Annotated in this window: 16 protein-coding genes; 9 read left to right on the top strand and 7 right to left on the bottom strand. The window is 35.0% G+C overall.

Going from position 1 to position 17,060, the window contains the following annotated elements:
* The first annotated feature begins 100 nt into the window (after positions 1 to 100).
* Positions 101 to 457, top strand: a complete 357-nt coding sequence (locus tag N0K80_RS02415; protein ID WP_269023665.1) for an iron-sulfur cluster biosynthesis family protein — start codon at positions 101 to 103, stop codon at positions 455 to 457.
* A gap of 39 nt (positions 458 to 496) precedes the next feature.
* On the opposite strand, the gene yjeM is transcribed toward N0K80_RS02415, so the two are convergent.
* Both yjeM and N0K80_RS02405 read right to left on the bottom strand, forming a co-directional pair.
* Positions 497 to 1,972: a glutamate/gamma-aminobutyrate family transporter YjeM gene (gene yjeM / locus N0K80_RS02410; RefSeq protein ID WP_146342046.1), complete on the bottom strand. Its 1,476-nt coding sequence runs from the start codon at positions 1,970 to 1,972 to the stop codon at positions 497 to 499.
* Between the two features lie 32 nt (positions 1,973 to 2,004).
* Complete coding sequence (locus N0K80_RS02405) at positions 2,005 to 3,441, bottom strand: C69 family dipeptidase (protein WP_269023664.1); 1,437 nt, start codon at positions 3,439 to 3,441, stop codon at positions 2,005 to 2,007.
* 217 nt (positions 3,442 to 3,658) lie between these two features.
* Between N0K80_RS02405 and N0K80_RS02400 the strand changes: the two genes are divergently transcribed.
* On the top strand, positions 3,659 to 4,549 hold the full coding sequence (locus tag N0K80_RS02400) for a YitT family protein (RefSeq protein WP_057973483.1): 891 nt from the start codon (positions 3,659 to 3,661) through the stop codon (positions 4,547 to 4,549).
* Positions 4,550 to 4,564: 15 nt separating this feature from the next.
* A complete protein-coding gene (locus N0K80_RS02395; protein ID WP_057973484.1) occupies positions 4,565 to 4,753 on the top strand; it encodes a 2-hydroxymuconate tautomerase in 189 nt (62 codons plus the stop codon).
* 92 nt (positions 4,754 to 4,845) lie between these two features.
* Here N0K80_RS02395 and N0K80_RS02390 read toward each other — a convergent pair whose 3' ends face one another.
* On the bottom strand, positions 4,846 to 5,658 hold the full coding sequence (locus N0K80_RS02390; RefSeq protein WP_269023663.1) for a Cof-type HAD-IIB family hydrolase: 813 nt from the start codon (positions 5,656 to 5,658) through the stop codon (positions 4,846 to 4,848).
* 173 nt (positions 5,659 to 5,831) lie between these two features.
* Here N0K80_RS02390 and N0K80_RS02385 point away from each other — a divergent pair, with 173 nt between their 5' ends.
* Entirely contained in the window at positions 5,832 to 6,155 is a 324-nt protein-coding gene (locus N0K80_RS02385) for a metal-sulfur cluster assembly factor (protein WP_269023662.1), read from the top strand.
* 97 nt (positions 6,156 to 6,252) lie between these two features.
* A complete protein-coding gene (locus N0K80_RS02380; RefSeq protein WP_269026181.1) occupies positions 6,253 to 7,152 on the top strand; it encodes an ABC transporter permease in 900 nt (299 codons plus the stop codon).
* Between the two features lie 51 nt (positions 7,153 to 7,203).
* On the opposite strand, the gene fni is transcribed toward N0K80_RS02380, so the two are convergent.
* Genes fni through mvk form a run of 4 tightly spaced genes read right to left on the bottom strand, consistent with a single transcriptional unit; the run spans position 7,204 to position 11,294 of the window.
* The gene (fni, locus tag N0K80_RS02375) at positions 7,204 to 8,244 is read right to left on the bottom strand and encodes a type 2 isopentenyl-diphosphate Delta-isomerase (protein ID WP_269023660.1); all 1,041 of its coding nucleotides are present in this window, start codon (positions 8,242 to 8,244) and stop codon (positions 7,204 to 7,206) included.
* Positions 8,245 to 8,263: 19 nt separating this feature from the next.
* Positions 8,264 to 9,334, bottom strand: a complete 1,071-nt coding sequence (locus N0K80_RS02370) for a phosphomevalonate kinase (protein WP_269023734.1) — start codon at positions 9,332 to 9,334, stop codon at positions 8,264 to 8,266.
* Between the two features lie 30 nt (positions 9,335 to 9,364).
* Positions 9,365 to 10,330: a diphosphomevalonate decarboxylase gene (gene mvaD, locus N0K80_RS02365; RefSeq protein ID WP_269023659.1), complete on the bottom strand. Its 966-nt coding sequence runs from the start codon at positions 10,328 to 10,330 to the stop codon at positions 9,365 to 9,367.
* Complete coding sequence (gene mvk / locus N0K80_RS02360; protein WP_225429350.1) at positions 10,320 to 11,294, bottom strand: mevalonate kinase; 975 nt, start codon at positions 11,292 to 11,294, stop codon at positions 10,320 to 10,322. The genes mvaD and mvk overlap by 11 nt, the downstream gene beginning before the upstream one ends.
* A 187-nt stretch (positions 11,295 to 11,481) precedes the next feature.
* Here mvk and N0K80_RS02355 point away from each other — a divergent pair, with 187 nt between their 5' ends.
* The 4 genes from N0K80_RS02355 to N0K80_RS02340 all read left to right on the top strand — a co-directional run bounded on the left by N0K80_RS02355 (position 11,482) and on the right by N0K80_RS02340 (position 17,037).
* Positions 11,482 to 14,301 (top strand): helicase C-terminal domain-containing protein, encoded by a 2,820-nt coding sequence (locus N0K80_RS02355; RefSeq protein ID WP_269023658.1) that lies wholly within the window; start codon positions 11,482 to 11,484, stop codon positions 14,299 to 14,301.
* A gap of 69 nt (positions 14,302 to 14,370) precedes the next feature.
* Positions 14,371 to 14,868, top strand: coding sequence for a cell wall elongation regulator TseB-like domain-containing protein (locus N0K80_RS02350; protein ID WP_112249778.1), 498 nt, complete (start codon positions 14,371 to 14,373; stop codon positions 14,866 to 14,868).
* A gap of 89 nt (positions 14,869 to 14,957) precedes the next feature.
* Positions 14,958 to 16,259, top strand: coding sequence for an asparagine--tRNA ligase (gene asnS / locus N0K80_RS02345; protein WP_112249781.1), 1,302 nt, complete (start codon positions 14,958 to 14,960; stop codon positions 16,257 to 16,259).
* A 67-nt stretch (positions 16,260 to 16,326) separates the two neighbouring features.
* A complete protein-coding gene (locus N0K80_RS02340; protein ID WP_112249783.1) occupies positions 16,327 to 17,037 on the top strand; it encodes a DnaD domain protein in 711 nt (236 codons plus the stop codon).
* Positions 17,038 to 17,060: the final 23 nt, after the last annotated feature.

Below are 17,060 nucleotides of genomic sequence, written 5' to 3'. Positions count from 1 at the left end.
TTCTAATTAAGGTTATCATACCACGACATTTAAAGTCGGTATAGTTGTCATAAATATTAGGTGGTGTACAATATAGTTATTAAAGAAAGGTGGTAATCTTATGTATTTAAAAGCTAGCGAAGATGCAAAGAAGAAAATTATGAAACTTGTTGGTGATGATTCGGATATTTTGCTTGATTTTGATGATGGTGTTGGTGCTTTATCAAAAGCAGGAACATGTTCATTGGATTCAAGCTTCAGATTGTTGATCGTCAACAATCAAAATGATAGCGAAGCATATGATGAAATCATCGAGTCTGATTTAGGTCCAGTTAGGGTAAAAGGTTACAGTAAAACTTATATGGACGAAAATATGCAACTCTTGATTAATGAGAGATTTAACACATTATCGTTGCATGGTGATAATTCAGGACTATTAACGGGTACAGTTAAATTAGAAAATTTTGCTAAGAATTAATAAAAATGACGTAAACAATTTCTTGTTTACGTCATTTTTTTATTTATTTTTTAATTTTCGTTCGTAACGAGAATAGTAAAGAAAGGCAACTAATCCAGAAATAACAGGACCGGCGACCATCCAAAGGGCGTTACTTAACGAATCGCTGATGACCGTGAAGATAATTCCAAATGCTAGAACTAACCAGACAAAAATAGTAATAATATTTGTCATAGTTTTATTTTTATATACTTCAAAAGGTCGATTTAAATCTTGGCGTTTTTTGAAAAATGGAAAAGCACCAATTAGGAACAGGTAAGGAACAGAAGTTGAGATATTACCCATTAATGTTAATTTTGAATAAAATAATGTTGAATTTGAACCACCGAACGATACGGCCATGATGATTACGATTACGACTATAGCTTGAACCCACATTGCAAATTCAGGAATGTTATGTTTGTTCAACTTAGTCATTCTTGGTGTCCAGATTTCTTTAGGTGTTCCAAGAATGAAAGATTTAAGTGGTGAGTAGATAAGTACAAAGAAAGCGCCAGTATAAGCCATAAACATGCTTAAACCAGTAATTCTGGCAAGGGTATGACCAAAGATTGTAGAAGCACTTGCACTCATACCGAAGCTTTGACCGGCAAAATTACCAAGGTTTTCCATTAAGACATAAGAAATATTACCCAAGTTAGCATTTTGACCACCAAGTTTACTCCAATTTGTACTAACTCCCCAGAAGAAGATTGAGATGGAATAAGCAAAAAGAATTAATAAAGTTGAAACAATTAATCCTTTCGGAAAATTCTTTTTAGGATTTTTGATACTATCTGTGACACCACTAACTGATTCCATACCACCGTATGCGAAAATAGCAAAAACAATAAATGAAACTAAGGCAATAGGTGATTGATAACTAGGATTTCTAGAAGTAATAATGCTGGTCATACCGTGCCATGGTTCTTGTAGAGCACCATGATTAACGATTAAGATAACAACACTTAATATAAGGAATAAGGCATTTAAACCAAGAATTGCAATACCACCAATGGAAGAAATTTTAGCAATACTGCTGATTCCTCGGCTTGCAACGAATGTAACCATTACGATCCATAGAATAGCGAGAATACCAATAGTTTGTGTTGACGATAAACCAAAGATTGCCCAAGATTGAGTTTGATCACTCCCTGCAAATATTGTGGAAAGTGGGATCCAAACCTTAGAAGCAATTGATACCATCCAGACAATCCATGAGAAAAGCCAGATGAATGTCCCCATGAAAGCAAGTTTAGGGCCAATTGATTCTGCTAACCAAGAGTAAATACCACCTTTTGATTCATTTAATGCTGAACCATATTCGGCAAACATTAGGGCAGTTGGTAAGAAAAAGAAAAATGCGGCTAAAACGTACCAAATAATACTGGCATATCCCATTTGAATAAAAGCGACGGGCGTGTTAGCAAATCCAAAAATTGTTGTAAATATCATTAAAATGAAACTTGTTAGAGAAATCTTCTTTTGTTTGTCCATTAGACTTTGTAATTCCTTTCAGTATCTTATATTTATAAGTTTTGATCAGTTTTGAAATTTAATGGTGAAAAGTCAGTGGACAGGGTGATTAGTTTACCAATTAAGGCTTTAACTTTAATCTCGGCATCGCTGGCAATTTTTAGATTTTCTTTAGTTAAAAAATCAGTAAGTTCTGCGTTGTTTTTTGAAATAGATTTCGACTGAATTGATTTTACGTTAGCGTTAAATTGGCTAGTTATTTCTTTTTGTAAATCCTTTAGTAAAGGTCCGAATTCTAAGTAATGGGAATCAATTAAAATACCCAACTGTTTGTATAACCAATAAGCGGATTTATCGTCATACATATCGGTACCAATTTTGTAATTTTCTGGCGTATCCGTGATACCAGCGAAGAAAGGCACATAAACACTTTGAGCCGTAACGCCCATTGATAGCCAATGAATACCACCAATTTCAAAAGGTAATGCTGGATTAATTTGCAAGATATGTGATTCTTGTGTTTTTGCTAAACTAACGGGTCTAAATTTATGTTTATCTTGGGCTGAACCCGAACCAATTGGATCATATTGAGTTCCCTGGTAGTGTGACCCAAGGATTTGTTCCAAGTCTTCAAGTTGAATTAAGTTATCCGCTTGACGGATGAATGGCAGGTCCATACTCATAGGATCTTGGGTTTCAGATGATGGCGTTAAAAGTAGTTGTCCATACCAAACTCTTGGCGTGCTGTAGATAGCATCAGATTGGTCATGTGTTCCAAATATATTTCTAAAATTAAATGAGTCTCTTTGATTATTAAGGCGATTATCAGCAACAAATTCTTGAATACCAGTGCTGAACATAAAATTCGTAGAATCAGTAAAATTAATTTCTTGAATGGCTAACTGATTGGCAACAACGGCGTATGAATCATCTGGAATGCGTTGAGCAACCCAATGGTGACCAGTTGCAATTTCCATATACCAAACATCTTTTTTATCTGAGAATAAAACACCGTTTGTTTCACTTGAACCGTATTTTTCAATTAAGGCTCCAAGATAGCTAACACCTTCTCTTGCAGAGTGGATGTAGGGAAGCGTTATGGTAACAATAGCTTCTTCACCAATACCATTTTCAAGTAACAAAGGATCATAACTGAGAACGCGACTATTAGCGTATGCACTCTCAGTCGCACTCATGGCGACACCGAATTCATTAAATCCGTCTTCTTCAAAAACGCCAAATTCGGGGGTCCATTCAGGAGTTGCTGAATATTTTCCGCGAATTTTTGGTAAAGTCATTTTAAACTGATTATCAGGTGATTCGAATAAAGGTGATTGGTCAAATTCTGTATGTGGGTGAACAACAAAATGTTTTGGCCAAGCTGTCTTAGCATCTTCATTACGGCCAATAAATGTCGACCCGTCTGCGGTAGCTTTAGAACCAGCTAAAACACTTGTACATGCTGAAAAATTGAAAGGGTCCGTTGTCATGGATATTTCTCCTCCTAATGGATAAATTTATATATCACCATTTTATCATTTAATTGTCATTTTGAACGCCATATGAGAATAAATAATCAAAATAAACCGGTTACCTTGCATAATGTTAGTTTAATAGAAATTTAAAATGAGAGATTTCTCATTTTATTAATAATTTTATCTAATAAAAGGTAAAATAAATAGAATCACATATTAAGGAGGAAAATTTATGAAGTTACCAATTTCTGATACAAGTAAACGATTAGGCATGATCGGATTTTCCGGCTTATTGATTGCCTTAGCACTTAATTTCTTTTTGATTCCTGGAAATATTTTTGGTGCTGGCGCAAATGGTATTGCTCAGTTAATTTCTGCCATCTTTAATGACTTATTTCATATTAAAATCGGCACTGGTTATTTAATTATGTTAATTAATATTCCGATTGGTATTTTAGGTTGGTATAAAATTGGTCGCACTTTTACGTACTATAGTATTTTGACTGTTGCAGTGACAACAATTTTCACTATTATTTTACCAGTACATCAGCTATCAACTAACCCATTAATGGCAGCATTATTTGGGGGAGTTATAACAGGTGCGGGTGTTGGATTTGCATTGAAATATGGATTTTCAACTGGTGGCATGGATATTATTGCGCTAGTTCTCACCAAGACAACAGGACGAACGGTTGGCTCATTAATGTTATTAACGAATATGATCATTATTTTAACGGCGGGTTTTTATTTTAGTTGGGAAAGTGCTCTTTATACAATCATTTCGAATTACGCCATGTCACGAGTTGTTGACAGCATCCATACTTCGCATGAAAAATTAACGGCTTTTGTTGTTACAAAAAAGGCTGATGTCATTATTAGTACGTTACAAAAATCATTAATCCGTGGTATTACGGTTATCGATTCTAAAGGGGCATTCTCAAACGAGAATAGCAAAGTGTTAATGTTAGTTATTACACGTTATGAATTGTATAACTTAAAAATGAGAATTAGAGAAGTTGATCCAAATGCCTTCATAAATTTAGTTAATACGGCTGATATTGAAGGTAACTTCCTGAATTCGGATCAACAGGAATTATTACGAAGAGAACAACTAACGAAATAAGAAAGGAGAATTATTATGCCTATTGTAAATATTGATTTAATTGAAGGACGCTCGCAAGACCAGCTTAAAAATTTAGTTAAAGATGTTACCGATGTTGTCGCAAAAAATACTGGGGCACCTGCAGAACATATTCATGTTATTTTAAATGAAATGAGAAAAGATCGTTATAGTGTTGGCGGTGTTTTAAAAAGTGACGAAAACTAATCACGATTAAAAATGACCTATGGATAATAATATCCGTAGGTCATTTTTTTACAAAAAAGCTAGACCAACATTGGTCCAGCAATAAATAAGTATTATTTAGCTAAGTTTAAGTAATCTTCTAGATAGTGGGCGAGTCCATTTTCTTGATTATTTAATGTAGTGACATCATTAGCCAATCCTCTAATCTCTGGAGTACCATTTTGCATAGCAACACCCCAGCCGGCATATGAAAGCATTTCTTTATCGTTGCTTTCATCGCCAAAGGCAACAATATCTTTCTGCGCGATACCATAGTAATCAGCTAGGTATGAAACGCCAACGGCCTTTTGGATACCCTTTGAAACAACTTCAAGGACTGCTTTTGGGCCACCCCAAGTATTTACTTCAATTACGTCGCCATATTTTTTTAGTAACCGATCCGTAATTAATTGCTTTTTGTCTTGATCAACGAACATAGTAATCGATGTTGGATCACGTTGTAGGTTCTGTTGATTAAGAATCTGATTTGATTTTAAAGCTTGTGGGAAAAAGCCTTCAACTAATTGACTTGCGTTATCTGCTAAGAGCATATGCTTTCCTTCAGCAGCCAGCATGTTAATACCTAGTTCTTTTCTTGAATTCAAGATATCAAAAACAATATCGCGATTAATTGTATATTCATAAGATTTATCCCAATTTTTATGAGGAATGTGAGCCAATGCACCATTAAAATTAATCATTGGTGTTGTTAAGCTTAATGAATCATATATTTGTTTTGAAATTCGATAAGGGCGACCTGTCACAATACTGACAATGTGGCCTTCGGCAGTTGCTTGGTTAAGCACTTTTTTTGTGGTTGAACTAACTTCTGCCTTATTATTTAAAGTGGTACCGTCTAAATCAATTGTAATTAACTTTTTATTCATATGTTTATGTCCTCCATTAACTTAATCTAAAATATCATATAACCGTACTGAATTCTAGTACAATTACTTTTTTACAATGGTAAAGAGTTTAATAACATTAAAATAATTGATTGCATTGCCAAAATATAAACGATAAACTGTAAATATTAGTTCTTCAAGAGGAGGTTAATCCTATGGTAGAGAGACGAAATGTAGAAATAATTAAACAAGATATTTTAGCGCGTTTAGAAAAAGTTATGGATCCCGAATTGGATATGGATATCATTAATTTGGGTTTAGTTTACGAAATAGAGCTAGATAATAAAAATAATTGTAACGTACAAATGACTTTAACAACAATGGGTTGCCCTTTGACAGGGATTTTATCGGATTTAGTTGAAGAAGCTTTAAAACCAATTCTTGAAATACAAAAGGTAACTGTGCAATTTATCTGGAGTCCAGCTTGGTCAATTGATCGTATGTCAAGATACGCGAAGATGGCATTGGGTGTACATTAAAAGTTAAGGGGTAACTGAGTTCATGATGCGAAGACGATACATATTCATAGTGGTTATTTTATTACTAACATTTTTCACCACTTTTTTATTTTTTAAGATGCAGGAAAAGGATTTAATTACAAAATTAGATAACCATAATCTTTCTGAAAATGCTTATGTCCTTAAAACAAAGGAACAAAATTTGGATAACTACAATGCAACATTGGTTAATTCAAAAAAAATAACTGATTTTCAAATTCATTATCAAGTGAAAAATAAGAAAAACGTTTCTTATTTTTACGCGAAAGGTAGTTATGAACAACCACCTATGATTTCCGGAACTTTTTTCTCAAGTAATGATTTCTTGTCAGAGGTGCCTGTTGCCGTAGTAGGGCGAAACGTCAGCAAGACGCTGTATTCACCATTTCACCAACAATATTATAAATTAAATGGTCAATATGTCGCTGTTATCGGGATTATGGGAGACAAATACAATTCTGAGTTAGATAATCAAATTTTTATTGCAATGTCAGATGCTAATCCAAGTAAATTAAAGGCAGATAATACAAACATTGTACTTGATTCAAAGGATGTTATGACGAAACCGACATTAACTTCGAAATTGGCTAATACAACTGTTTCTAAACAAGTTAAGGCTGATCTTATTTTAACTAACCATTCATGGATTCGTCGGCACTGGCAACAAACAATTGGGTTGTTAGCAGTAATCGCTGGTGTTGCTCTCGCAACTTACATTTGGATTGTAGGGGTTAGCAAACAAATTCGAAATCAGAAATTTATTAAACAATCAAATAAACTTATTATTTGGAATAATTTGCTAATTTATATGGGGTCGTTTTTGGTTGGTGGGTTGTTAGGGACAGCTATTGGACAATCGCAGTTTTCGATTAAAACAAATACGATGATTCTATACGAATTTGAGGGTAGTCTGTTTATTATTGCGTCCGCTATTTTCTATTTTGTCATTAACAGGAAAGTTACTAAACAGAATAAGTAATAAAAAACTTTAAATCATTGTTAGCAAGAGCTAACTGATTTAAAGTTTTTTTTATTGTTTTTGGTTTTTAAAATTTTGTAACTCAGACGATAAAATATATCTGACGCCTGTTAAATCAGTTATCTTTTTGACACCAAGTAGTGTCATAAGCATCTTAATTTTTGTTTGGTAGTCAAAAATAGTTTCTGTTAAAGCGTCTTGACCTTGTTTATTAAGAATATGTAAGAATGTTCCTGATAAACCAACACTTTTGGCACCTAAAACCAAACATTTTACAATATCTAACGGTGTGCGAACACCGCCTGAAGCAAAGATTGTTAAGTTATTTTGAAATGAGCTTGTATCAATAAGACTTTCGGCAGTTGACAAACCCCAGTCTCTGAGAAAAGAAAAATCTTTATTATGTCTACGTTCATTTTCAATCATCGCAAAATTTGTGCCGCCATGACCAGAAATATCAACATAACGGACACCAATATCAGATAATTTTCTTACTGTTTCATGAGACATCCCAAAACCGACTTCTTTGACAATAACGGGAACTTCAAGCTTATTTACGAGTGTCTCGATATTTTTTAACCAATAAAATTCACGTTCACCTTCTGGCATAACTATCTCCTGAGCAGCATTGATGTGAATTTGGATTGCATTAGCATCAATCATATCAATGGCTTTTTTTGCTTGATCTAGGGTAGCATTTGCGCTCAAATTAGAAAAGATAATTCCGTTTGGATTTTTTTCACGTAACACTTTAAATGTGTGTGCAACGGAAGGATCTTTCAATGCGATACTTTGAGACCCCGTCGCAATTATTGTATTTGTAATCGCCGCCACCTCAGCTAGTTGTTGATTCAAAATACCAGTCCGCTCACTGCCACCAGTCATAGCATTAATATAAAAAGGAGATTTAAAAGAAAAATCAGGGAGTTCGACACTTGATTGGATGTCGTTAACGGAAAGTTCAGGAAGATTTGAAGGAATAAGTTTAATTTCGTTTAATCGATTATTCGATTCTTCAGTGAATAGTTTTTCTGCAATAAACACATGCTCATCTTTTCTATGACTTTGAATTAAATTAGCGTCTTTACCCATGAGTGAACTCCTTACTTTCTTAATTTAATAACGTTACTTTGATGTCGAGAGGTTGGATGGCATTATTTAACCAATCGTTAAATAATGCGCTGCGATTTGTTTTTGAAGTTGCCAGGGCAATTCCGCAATCACCACCGCCTGCACCTGATGTTTTTGCGGCGGCGTGCTGTGATTCCGATAAATCGCAAAGCGCGGTTAAGGCGGCAGTCTCAATTACAATCTGACTAGCGTGGGCTAGTTGTTGTAAAATCAAGCGATTATGTGTCACTTCTTTTTGAATCATTGCTGAGTCGTTTCGCTCAAAACCTTTAATCATAGCGTTTACACATTTTTTTGAATCTTCTAAAAATTTAAGGTATGTTGATTTTTGTTTTCCTTTAAAAAGAGCCATTTTATCTACAAAAATAGATGTTGAAGCCGGAGAACCAGTCCAACCAATTAACAATTCGAGGTCATGAGGCTGTTCTAGACGCTCAATGGAAAGCATTGGCCAACTCATCACTAACAGGTCAACTAATGGCGTATCTTGTCGCATAATCCTTAACCAATCCCGGTCAAATGAATGATAAGCAATCCAACCCCCATAAACGCTTGCGGCGATATCCCCAAGTGAGCCATTTCCTTGAACGTCTAGGTGGGCCATAGATGCTAACTTAAACAGAGAATCATCTGTTAATTTTAAGTTATAAAATAACGAAAGGGCTTTGACGGTGGCTACGGTTACCGCAGCGGAACTACCAAGACCATATTTTTTACCATCAGTACTATCTAAATCACTATCAATATTGACGTGATAGTTAACCATCTGTTTTCCGATGGACTGCGCGTATAATTCCGTTAAACGTATCGCGGATAATATGTAATGAAAAGGATTGTCCCGGTTATCAAAAATAATTTTGTTTCCTCGTCGATGCCAAGATAAAGAATTTTCTTGATATTGTTCCGATGAAATACTACCAGTTTCTTTACTTTCCTTAATTGTGACTGTCACAAATTGATCAATGGCAACAATAATTGCCGGTGACCCGGGTTCAACAATTGCATATTCTCCTGCAATATAAAGTTTTCCTGGTGCTTTAGCGGTTATCAAATAACTCAATTCCTTTCAATCCAGGTAACGCTAGATAATCGTTGCTCCTGGTCCTGGTTTGGCGACTAAAAGATTATCTGCGCCAAAAAGAGGGCTTAGTTTATTTAAAATATAAGGTGTTTCGGCTTTAGAACAAATAATTTTAACGTTAGGGCCGGCATCCATTGTAAAATAACAGGTAATACCACTTTTACGTAGGTTCTTTACGGCATCCATTGCGCGGATACTATCTGGATTAAAATAAGTGAAACTGGGATTAGCACTAAGGGTTGTTGCGTGCATTTTCATAGCGTTATTTTCAGCAATTTGGCCGACCTTGGCAAGATCCCTTTTTGAAATAGCATCCTTCATATCAATTAAATCTTGTTCCGTAGTTTTGACCCAGTCGTGATAAAAAGGGGACGTATCCACGGAATGTTGCATGCCGGAACGAGAATCAATTTCTTTTTCATGACTATTAATCATGATGGCAATCATTTGGATATCCCAAGTAACATTTTCTTCAATTGGAACGGCAAAAGAATCTTCATCGTTGTGCCCTTTTTCCCATTCAACGAGTCCTCCAAAAATAGAACGACTAGCTGAACCAGAGCCACGTCGTGCTAAGCGCGATAATTCTCGTTTAGTTAATTGCAAGCCAATTGCCGAACTAGCCGCGAGTGCTAAGGCAGCATATGCGCTAGCTGAAGATGCAAGACCAGCTGAGGTTGGGACGTGATTTGTTGATTCTACTTTGGCAAAAACATTTTTTTGTGCTTTATCTCGAACGATATCTAAAAAATGAACCACTTTTTTATCATTTATACGCTGATCGTTCAAAAAGAAGGTATCTTCAGATAACGTGTCATCAAAAGTGACAGTAGTATCTGTATAAAAATGTTCTAATGTTAAAGAGAGACTATTATTGTAAGGAATAATTAAATCTGGGTCTTGTTTACCCCAGTATTTAATGAGCGCTATATTAGTATGCGCTCGAGCTGAAACTTTATTTTTCAATGTCTTGAGACTCCTTCGTAAGGGGTTGAATCCAGGTCGAAATAGCACCATTTCGATTCAAGAGATGGCTTAAATTGAGAGCTTCTTCCGGCGTCTTAACTAGGGCAATCATACAACCACCGCCACCGCCGCCAGTAAGTTTTGCACCTAAAGCCCCGTTTGACAAGCTAGTTTCAACGAGAAAGTCTAATTTTGGATGACTGACTCCTAAATCCTTTAATAATTCATGTGATCTGGTTAAGGTATGTCCTAAACTGATGGCATCGTCAGTTGTGATTTGGGATTTAGCCATGCTCGTTAGTTGACCCAGTTCGGCAATTATTTTTTCAGTTGCGTCGGGACTCGATAAGACACGATCTCGCACTTGTCCAACTGTTAAACCCGTTTGTCCCTTAATGCCTGTATCTGCAACCACTAAAGTGGCCTCTATATTCAATGGAACGGAGTACGCTTCTTTGTGTTTAATAAACCAAATTGGTTCATGACTGCTTGTGGTTGCTGCATCAATTCCGCTGGGAGAACCATGGGTGGTTGTCTCCGCAATGTTGGCAATAAACAGAAGTTCTTCACGACTAATTTCAGTATTAAAAAAAGCATAAAGGCTTCGAATAATGGCAATTATTGTTGCTGCGGAAGATCCCATCCCACGTTCAGAAGGAATTTCACTTTCAATCGTTAATTTGAAAGATTGTTTTTGTTTGTTTAATAAGCTCAGTATATAATGAACGACTTTTTTTATACCGTGCATATTCATAGGAACATTTTTAATTTCACCGCTATAAAAACGACTTGCGATCCACTGTTTATCGGCTATGGCCTCTGTGGTAACGGATATTTTTACGTTCGATAAAGGGAACGCAATGGCCGGTTGACTATAAACAACGGAGTGTTCGCCGATTAGTATAATTTTTGCATGACTTGTGCCAATTGATTTTGGCATTAAATTATCTGATGAATTGTTCAAAAAAAGAGTCCTCTCCGGATAAATTTACTTCCATTATCATACATTAAATTTAGTGTTATGGCTATAATGTGTTGGATGAACTTAGGAAATTTATAATGATTTAGGGTTTATTATAGGATTTATTAAGCAATATGGTAAAATGAATTACATAGAAGCGTTAACTTAAAAAGACTGGTGATAGACTGCAATGAATAAAAATACGATTTACGCCGTAGTGGATATCGAAACGACCGGAACGAATCTAAAAAAGGGCGATCGAATGATCCAATTTGGCTGCGTTTTGGTTCAAAAAAATAAAATAATAAATTCATTTTCATTTGATATTAATCCTGGGATGGCAATTCCAAAAGCAATCACGGAATTAACTGGTATCACAAACCGTCAAATTAGAAAAGCTACTTATTTTGAGGATGTCGCTGCAACTATCTATGCGATCCTTCAGGATACTGTTTTTGTTGCGCATAATATTAATTTTGACTTACCTTTTATTAATAGTGAACTGGAGAGGGTTGGTTATCCCGCGTTAATGATCAAGGGGATTGATACTGTGCAACTTAGTCAGATTTTATTACCAACATCGCCCAGCTTTAAATTGAAGGATTTAAGTCAGTACTTAAATCTAACTCATGAAAATCCGCATCACGCTGATAGTGATGCGCATGTAACCGCCGAATTATTTATTTATTTATTGAAGCGCCTAGAGGAAATTCCAAGCGAAACCTTATTTGAAATAAATCGATTGAGTTCATTTTTGTTAAGAGACACAAAAGAGTTATTTACTGACGCATATGCTGTAAAACAAGCGAACCAAGAAAGGTTATCAGAAGAGCAACACATTGTTGGTGGACTCGTTCTACAGCGCAGTAAACAACAAACGTTTAATTTAACGAATTATGAGTATCCTGAAAATGAAACCGATAAGAAAAAAATAATTGAACCACAGTTGAGCTGGCGATCAGAACAAGCTAAAATGATGGATTTAATCGCAAACCATTTGAAAAGTCGTGAACGAACGCTAATTATTGAGGCGCCAACGGGAATTGGCAAAACACTTGGGTACTTAATTCCCGCTGCTTACTATGCTCAAAAGCAAAAACAAATTGTTATTAGTAGCGCAACAACCTTACTTCAAACTCAGTTAATGAATCAGTCCTTGCCATTATTGAATAAGTTGTTGCCTTTTCAAACGTCTGCAATAAGTTTAAAAGGAAGTAACCATTATATTAATCTGGCAGAGTTTAAAAAAGAATTAACTCAAAAAGAAACGTCCGGGCAGATAGCGCTAATGAAAATCCGAATTTTGGTATGGCTAGCTGCTACTAAGACAGGTGACCTAGATGAGTTAAGACTTTCGAGTTATCAAAATCCTATTTTTAATCAAATTAAACATCGCGGTGTCGGAAGTTTAGTGTTAACCGATCAATTTTTTGAAGTCGATTTTATTAATGTGCTATACAGGCAAGTTGAATCAACGTCAATCGTTTTTACAAATCATGCCTTTTTAATGAAACATCCTGATTTATTCAATTCAGACCGTACAATAAATGCACCTGAATTAATCGTGGACGAAGCACAGCACCTGGCCGATGTTGCACTTCAGGCTAACAAAGGTCGAATTCGCTTTTGGAAGATCATTAACCTATGTGATTCGCTCTTGACGAGTATCCAAAGTTCGCAGAAATTTTCATTTAATAATTTAATGGAAATTAATTTTTTAACAGTTGGTGAAAACAGACAATTGTTAACTGATATTAGAAAGCTACGTGAATCAATTGATACGTTGATTAGACAGTTCACAAGGGAATATGGGCGACGAATTAATAGAAATGCCGTTAATAAAAATGAAACAAATGATAAAGCACTTATTTTAAAATCAACGGAATTGGCTGATTTAATTAATAGAAATAAAATAGCAATTGAATCCGTCTCAAAAACGGTCCTTCTTTTGAAAAAAAACGATAGCATTCTACAAGATCGTTATGTTGCTGCAAAAAAACAACAACAGATTGGTCGGGATGAAAATCAACTTTTAAATCGAGTTCATCGATTTTTTAAGCAGTTATTCACCGAACTTGAGGTTTGGAACGTATTTGATCAGGATCAAACTAAATTGAATGAAAAAGTACTTTGGTTAAGTTTTCCAATTAATGGGCAAACGGATAAAATGCAATTTGAATTTAGCCTGGCAGACTCTACTCATTTTCTATCTGATTCAATTTATCGACATTTTAATCATTTGACGTTTACTGGGGCGACATTGCTACTACCTGGGAATAAAAATTATATTGTTGATCAATTAGATATTCAAGAAGATAATTACAAAATAGAAAAACTGGGCAGTCCTTTTGACTATAGTAAACAGGCTAAATTGTATATAGCAAACGATTCGATTGATGTTCGATCATCAAAAGAAATGTACGAATCATATTTGGCGGATTCAATTTATCAATTGATAAAGGCACAACGTAGACAAACCTTGATTCTTTTTAATTCGCTTGAAACAATCGCAAATGTATACGAATTATTAGCTAAAAAAGGACTACATATTGACCGTGAACTGTTAGTTCAAGGAATTACAGGACGACCTGAAAAATTAACAAAGCGTTTCTTATTAGGAAAAGATGCAATCTTGTTGGGAACAGGTAGTTTTTGGGAAGGCGTCGATTTGCCTAATGATAGGTTAGAACTATTAATTGTGACAAGGTTACCATTTGAATCACCGGAATCTTTGAACGTTAAGGCGAAGGAAAAAGAATTTGAAGGACAAGGCAGGGATGTATTCAGTGAATACTCATTGCCAAGGGCTACAATGAGGCTTAAACAAGGGTTCGGGAGATTAATTCGAACCTCGACCGATAAAGGAGTAATGGTGGTGTTGGATAGTCGGTTAATTAACCAAAGTTACGGTAAACAGATGATTGGTGTATTACCGGATAAACTGCCAATATTCAATGAACCGTTGTCAGATATTATCGATAATTTAAATGAATTTTTTGATTTATCTTGATAGTTAAATGCCTGGATGAGATGTCTGGTATAATGGAGCAATAGAAAATTAAGACAGGAGTAATTAGACATGCAAAGATCCCAAAAGAAATCAAAAAATATTATGTTTCTTTCCATACTTGGCGCTATAGTTGTTATTGTAGTGGGAGCTTTCATCTTGTATAGCCGGGCAAAATCGCCAATGGTTACTGCTGAAAAAGAGGCTGTTACAATTGCTAAAAAGTATGCAAATTTAGACAAAGAATCAGAATTTTATAGATATAATAGAGATGCGACGTACTTTACCGTTGCAGGAACGACAAAAGCAAATAAAAAAATTTATGTGATCGTTGCTCAAAAGGGTGGCAAGGTTAAGGTTCTAACGCAAGCAAATGGGAAGTCAAAGAATGATATTTTAACTTACATATGGGATAAAAAAAACCCAAGTAAGATATTAAATATTGGACTTGGCATATACAATGATGTGCCCGCGTGGGAAGTCAGTTATCTGAATAAGAAGAAGGAACTTAGTTATGAGACGATTCAATTTTCAGATGGGAAAGTTTTGAAATCTGTCGAAAATATCTAATTGTCTTATGGACTAACATATCCGACTAATGATATTATAAAAGGAATGAATCGATCTTGAGACTCAGATCGTGATGAGGAGGAAGTTTATTGAAAACAATTAGTATAATTGATGCTAAAAACCATGTAGACGAAGAAGTGAAAATCGGTGTTTGGCTCACTAATAAAAGATCTAGTGGTAAAATCGCATTTTTACAATTACGAGACGGAAGTGCCTTTTTCCAAGGTGTTGTTGTAAAAAGTAACGTCAGCGAAGAAACTTTCGAGATGGCAAAAGAATTACATCAGGAATCTAGCCTGTATGTTATTGGCGAAATTCATGAAGATAAACGCTCTCCATTTGGTTACGAGATTGAAGTTAAATCACTTGAATTAGTTGGTGAAAGTCAAGATTATCCAATTACACCCAAAGAACATGGAACTGAGTTTTTAATGGATCATCGTCATTTATGGTTACGTTCAACGAAACCATATGCCGTTATGCAAATTAGAAATGAAATTATTCGTGCAACATATGAATTTTTCAATAAAGAAGGATTTATTAAAATTGATGCTCCCATTTTGACTGGTAGCGCACCAGAAGGGACTACTGAACTCTTCCATACGAAATATTTTGATAAAGATGCTTATTTATCACAATCAGGTCAATTATACGAAGAAGCTGGCGCAATGGCTTTCGGTAAAGTGTTCTCATTCGGGCCAACTTTTAGAGCTGAAAAATCTAAAACAAGACGTCATTTGATTGAATTTTGGATGATTGAACCCGAAATGGCATTTATGCATCAGGAGCAAAGTCTTGAAGTTCAAGAACAATATATTGCCTTTTTAGTACAAAATGTTTTGGATAACTGTGACTATGCCTTAGATATTCTCGAAAGAGATAAAGAAGTCTTGAAAAGTTATACAAAAACACCGTTCCCTAAAATTTCGTACGATGAGGCCGTTGAGTTGTTACAAAATTCTGGTGAATTCCCTGACACTAAATGGGGCGATGATTTTGGATCTCCTGAAGAAACTTATTTGGCAGAACATTTTAGCATGCCGGTATTTGTTTTAAACTACCCCAAAGCAATCAAACCATTTTATATGAAACCACATCCAACAAGAGAAGACGTTGTTATCTGTGCTGATTTATTAGCACCTGAAGGTTACGGCGAAATTATTGGTGGTTCAGAACGTGAAACGGATTTAGATAACTTAACTGCACAAATTAAAAAAGCTGGACTTAATGAAAAAGATTACGAATGGTACTTGGATCTTAGAAGATATGGTAGCGTTCCTCATTCAGGATTTGGCCTTGGCCTAGAACGTGCAACAACTTGGATTACAGGTGAAGAGCATATTCGCGAAGCCATCCCATTCCCACGTTTATTAAACCGTATTTATCCATAAAGTAGATAAAAAGAACCTTAACACGAAAATGTTTAAGGTTCTTTTGCTATAAAGAAGGAGGTTTACTATGGATCAATTTATGAGTCAATTTTTAGAGGCAGGAGAGACACATATTTCCAATTTAATTTTACAAAATTATCGAAAAATTGGATTAACAAGTGATGAACTAATTTTTTTGATTCATCTACTAAGTTTTAATCAGGCCGGTAATAAATTTCCAGATACGAATCAGATAGCCAGTCAAATGGGTGTAACCACCCAAGAAACGTATACGTTATTGCAGAAATTAATCGAAAAAAAAATAATTTCAATTAAAACGATTGATGACCCTAATGGATACAGTACTGATCAATTTAATTTTAATGCATTATATGAAAAATTGAATAATTTAAACCAGCGAACACAAGAAAAGGTTGAGGTTATTGAAAAAAATAATTCTCGAAAAGACGTCTACGAGAAAATTGAAGTTGAATTTGGGCGTCCTTTATCGCCAATGGAGTTAGAAAGTATTAGTATGTGGATTGATCAAGATCACTACAAGCCAGAGCTCATCTTAATGGCGCTTAAGGAAGCTATATTGAATCAGGCATATAGTTTGAAATACATGGACAGAATTCTATTAAATTGGGAAAAGAAGCATATTAAGACAAGTCAGGATGTTAAAAAAGATAAAGAAAAAAGACAACAACGAAACTTTTCGAACGATGTAAGTAACAAAGATATAGCAAAAAATACCAATGATAAACCAGAAATTCCACTTTATCATTGGTCGAATTAAAAAATGTATAAAAATAAAAAACG

Source organism: Dellaglioa carnosa, from assembly GCF_026948345.1.
Classification (GTDB): Bacteria; Bacillota; Bacilli; order Lactobacillales; family Lactobacillaceae; genus Dellaglioa; species Dellaglioa algida.
This window is presented reverse-complemented; position numbering and strand designations above follow the sequence as displayed.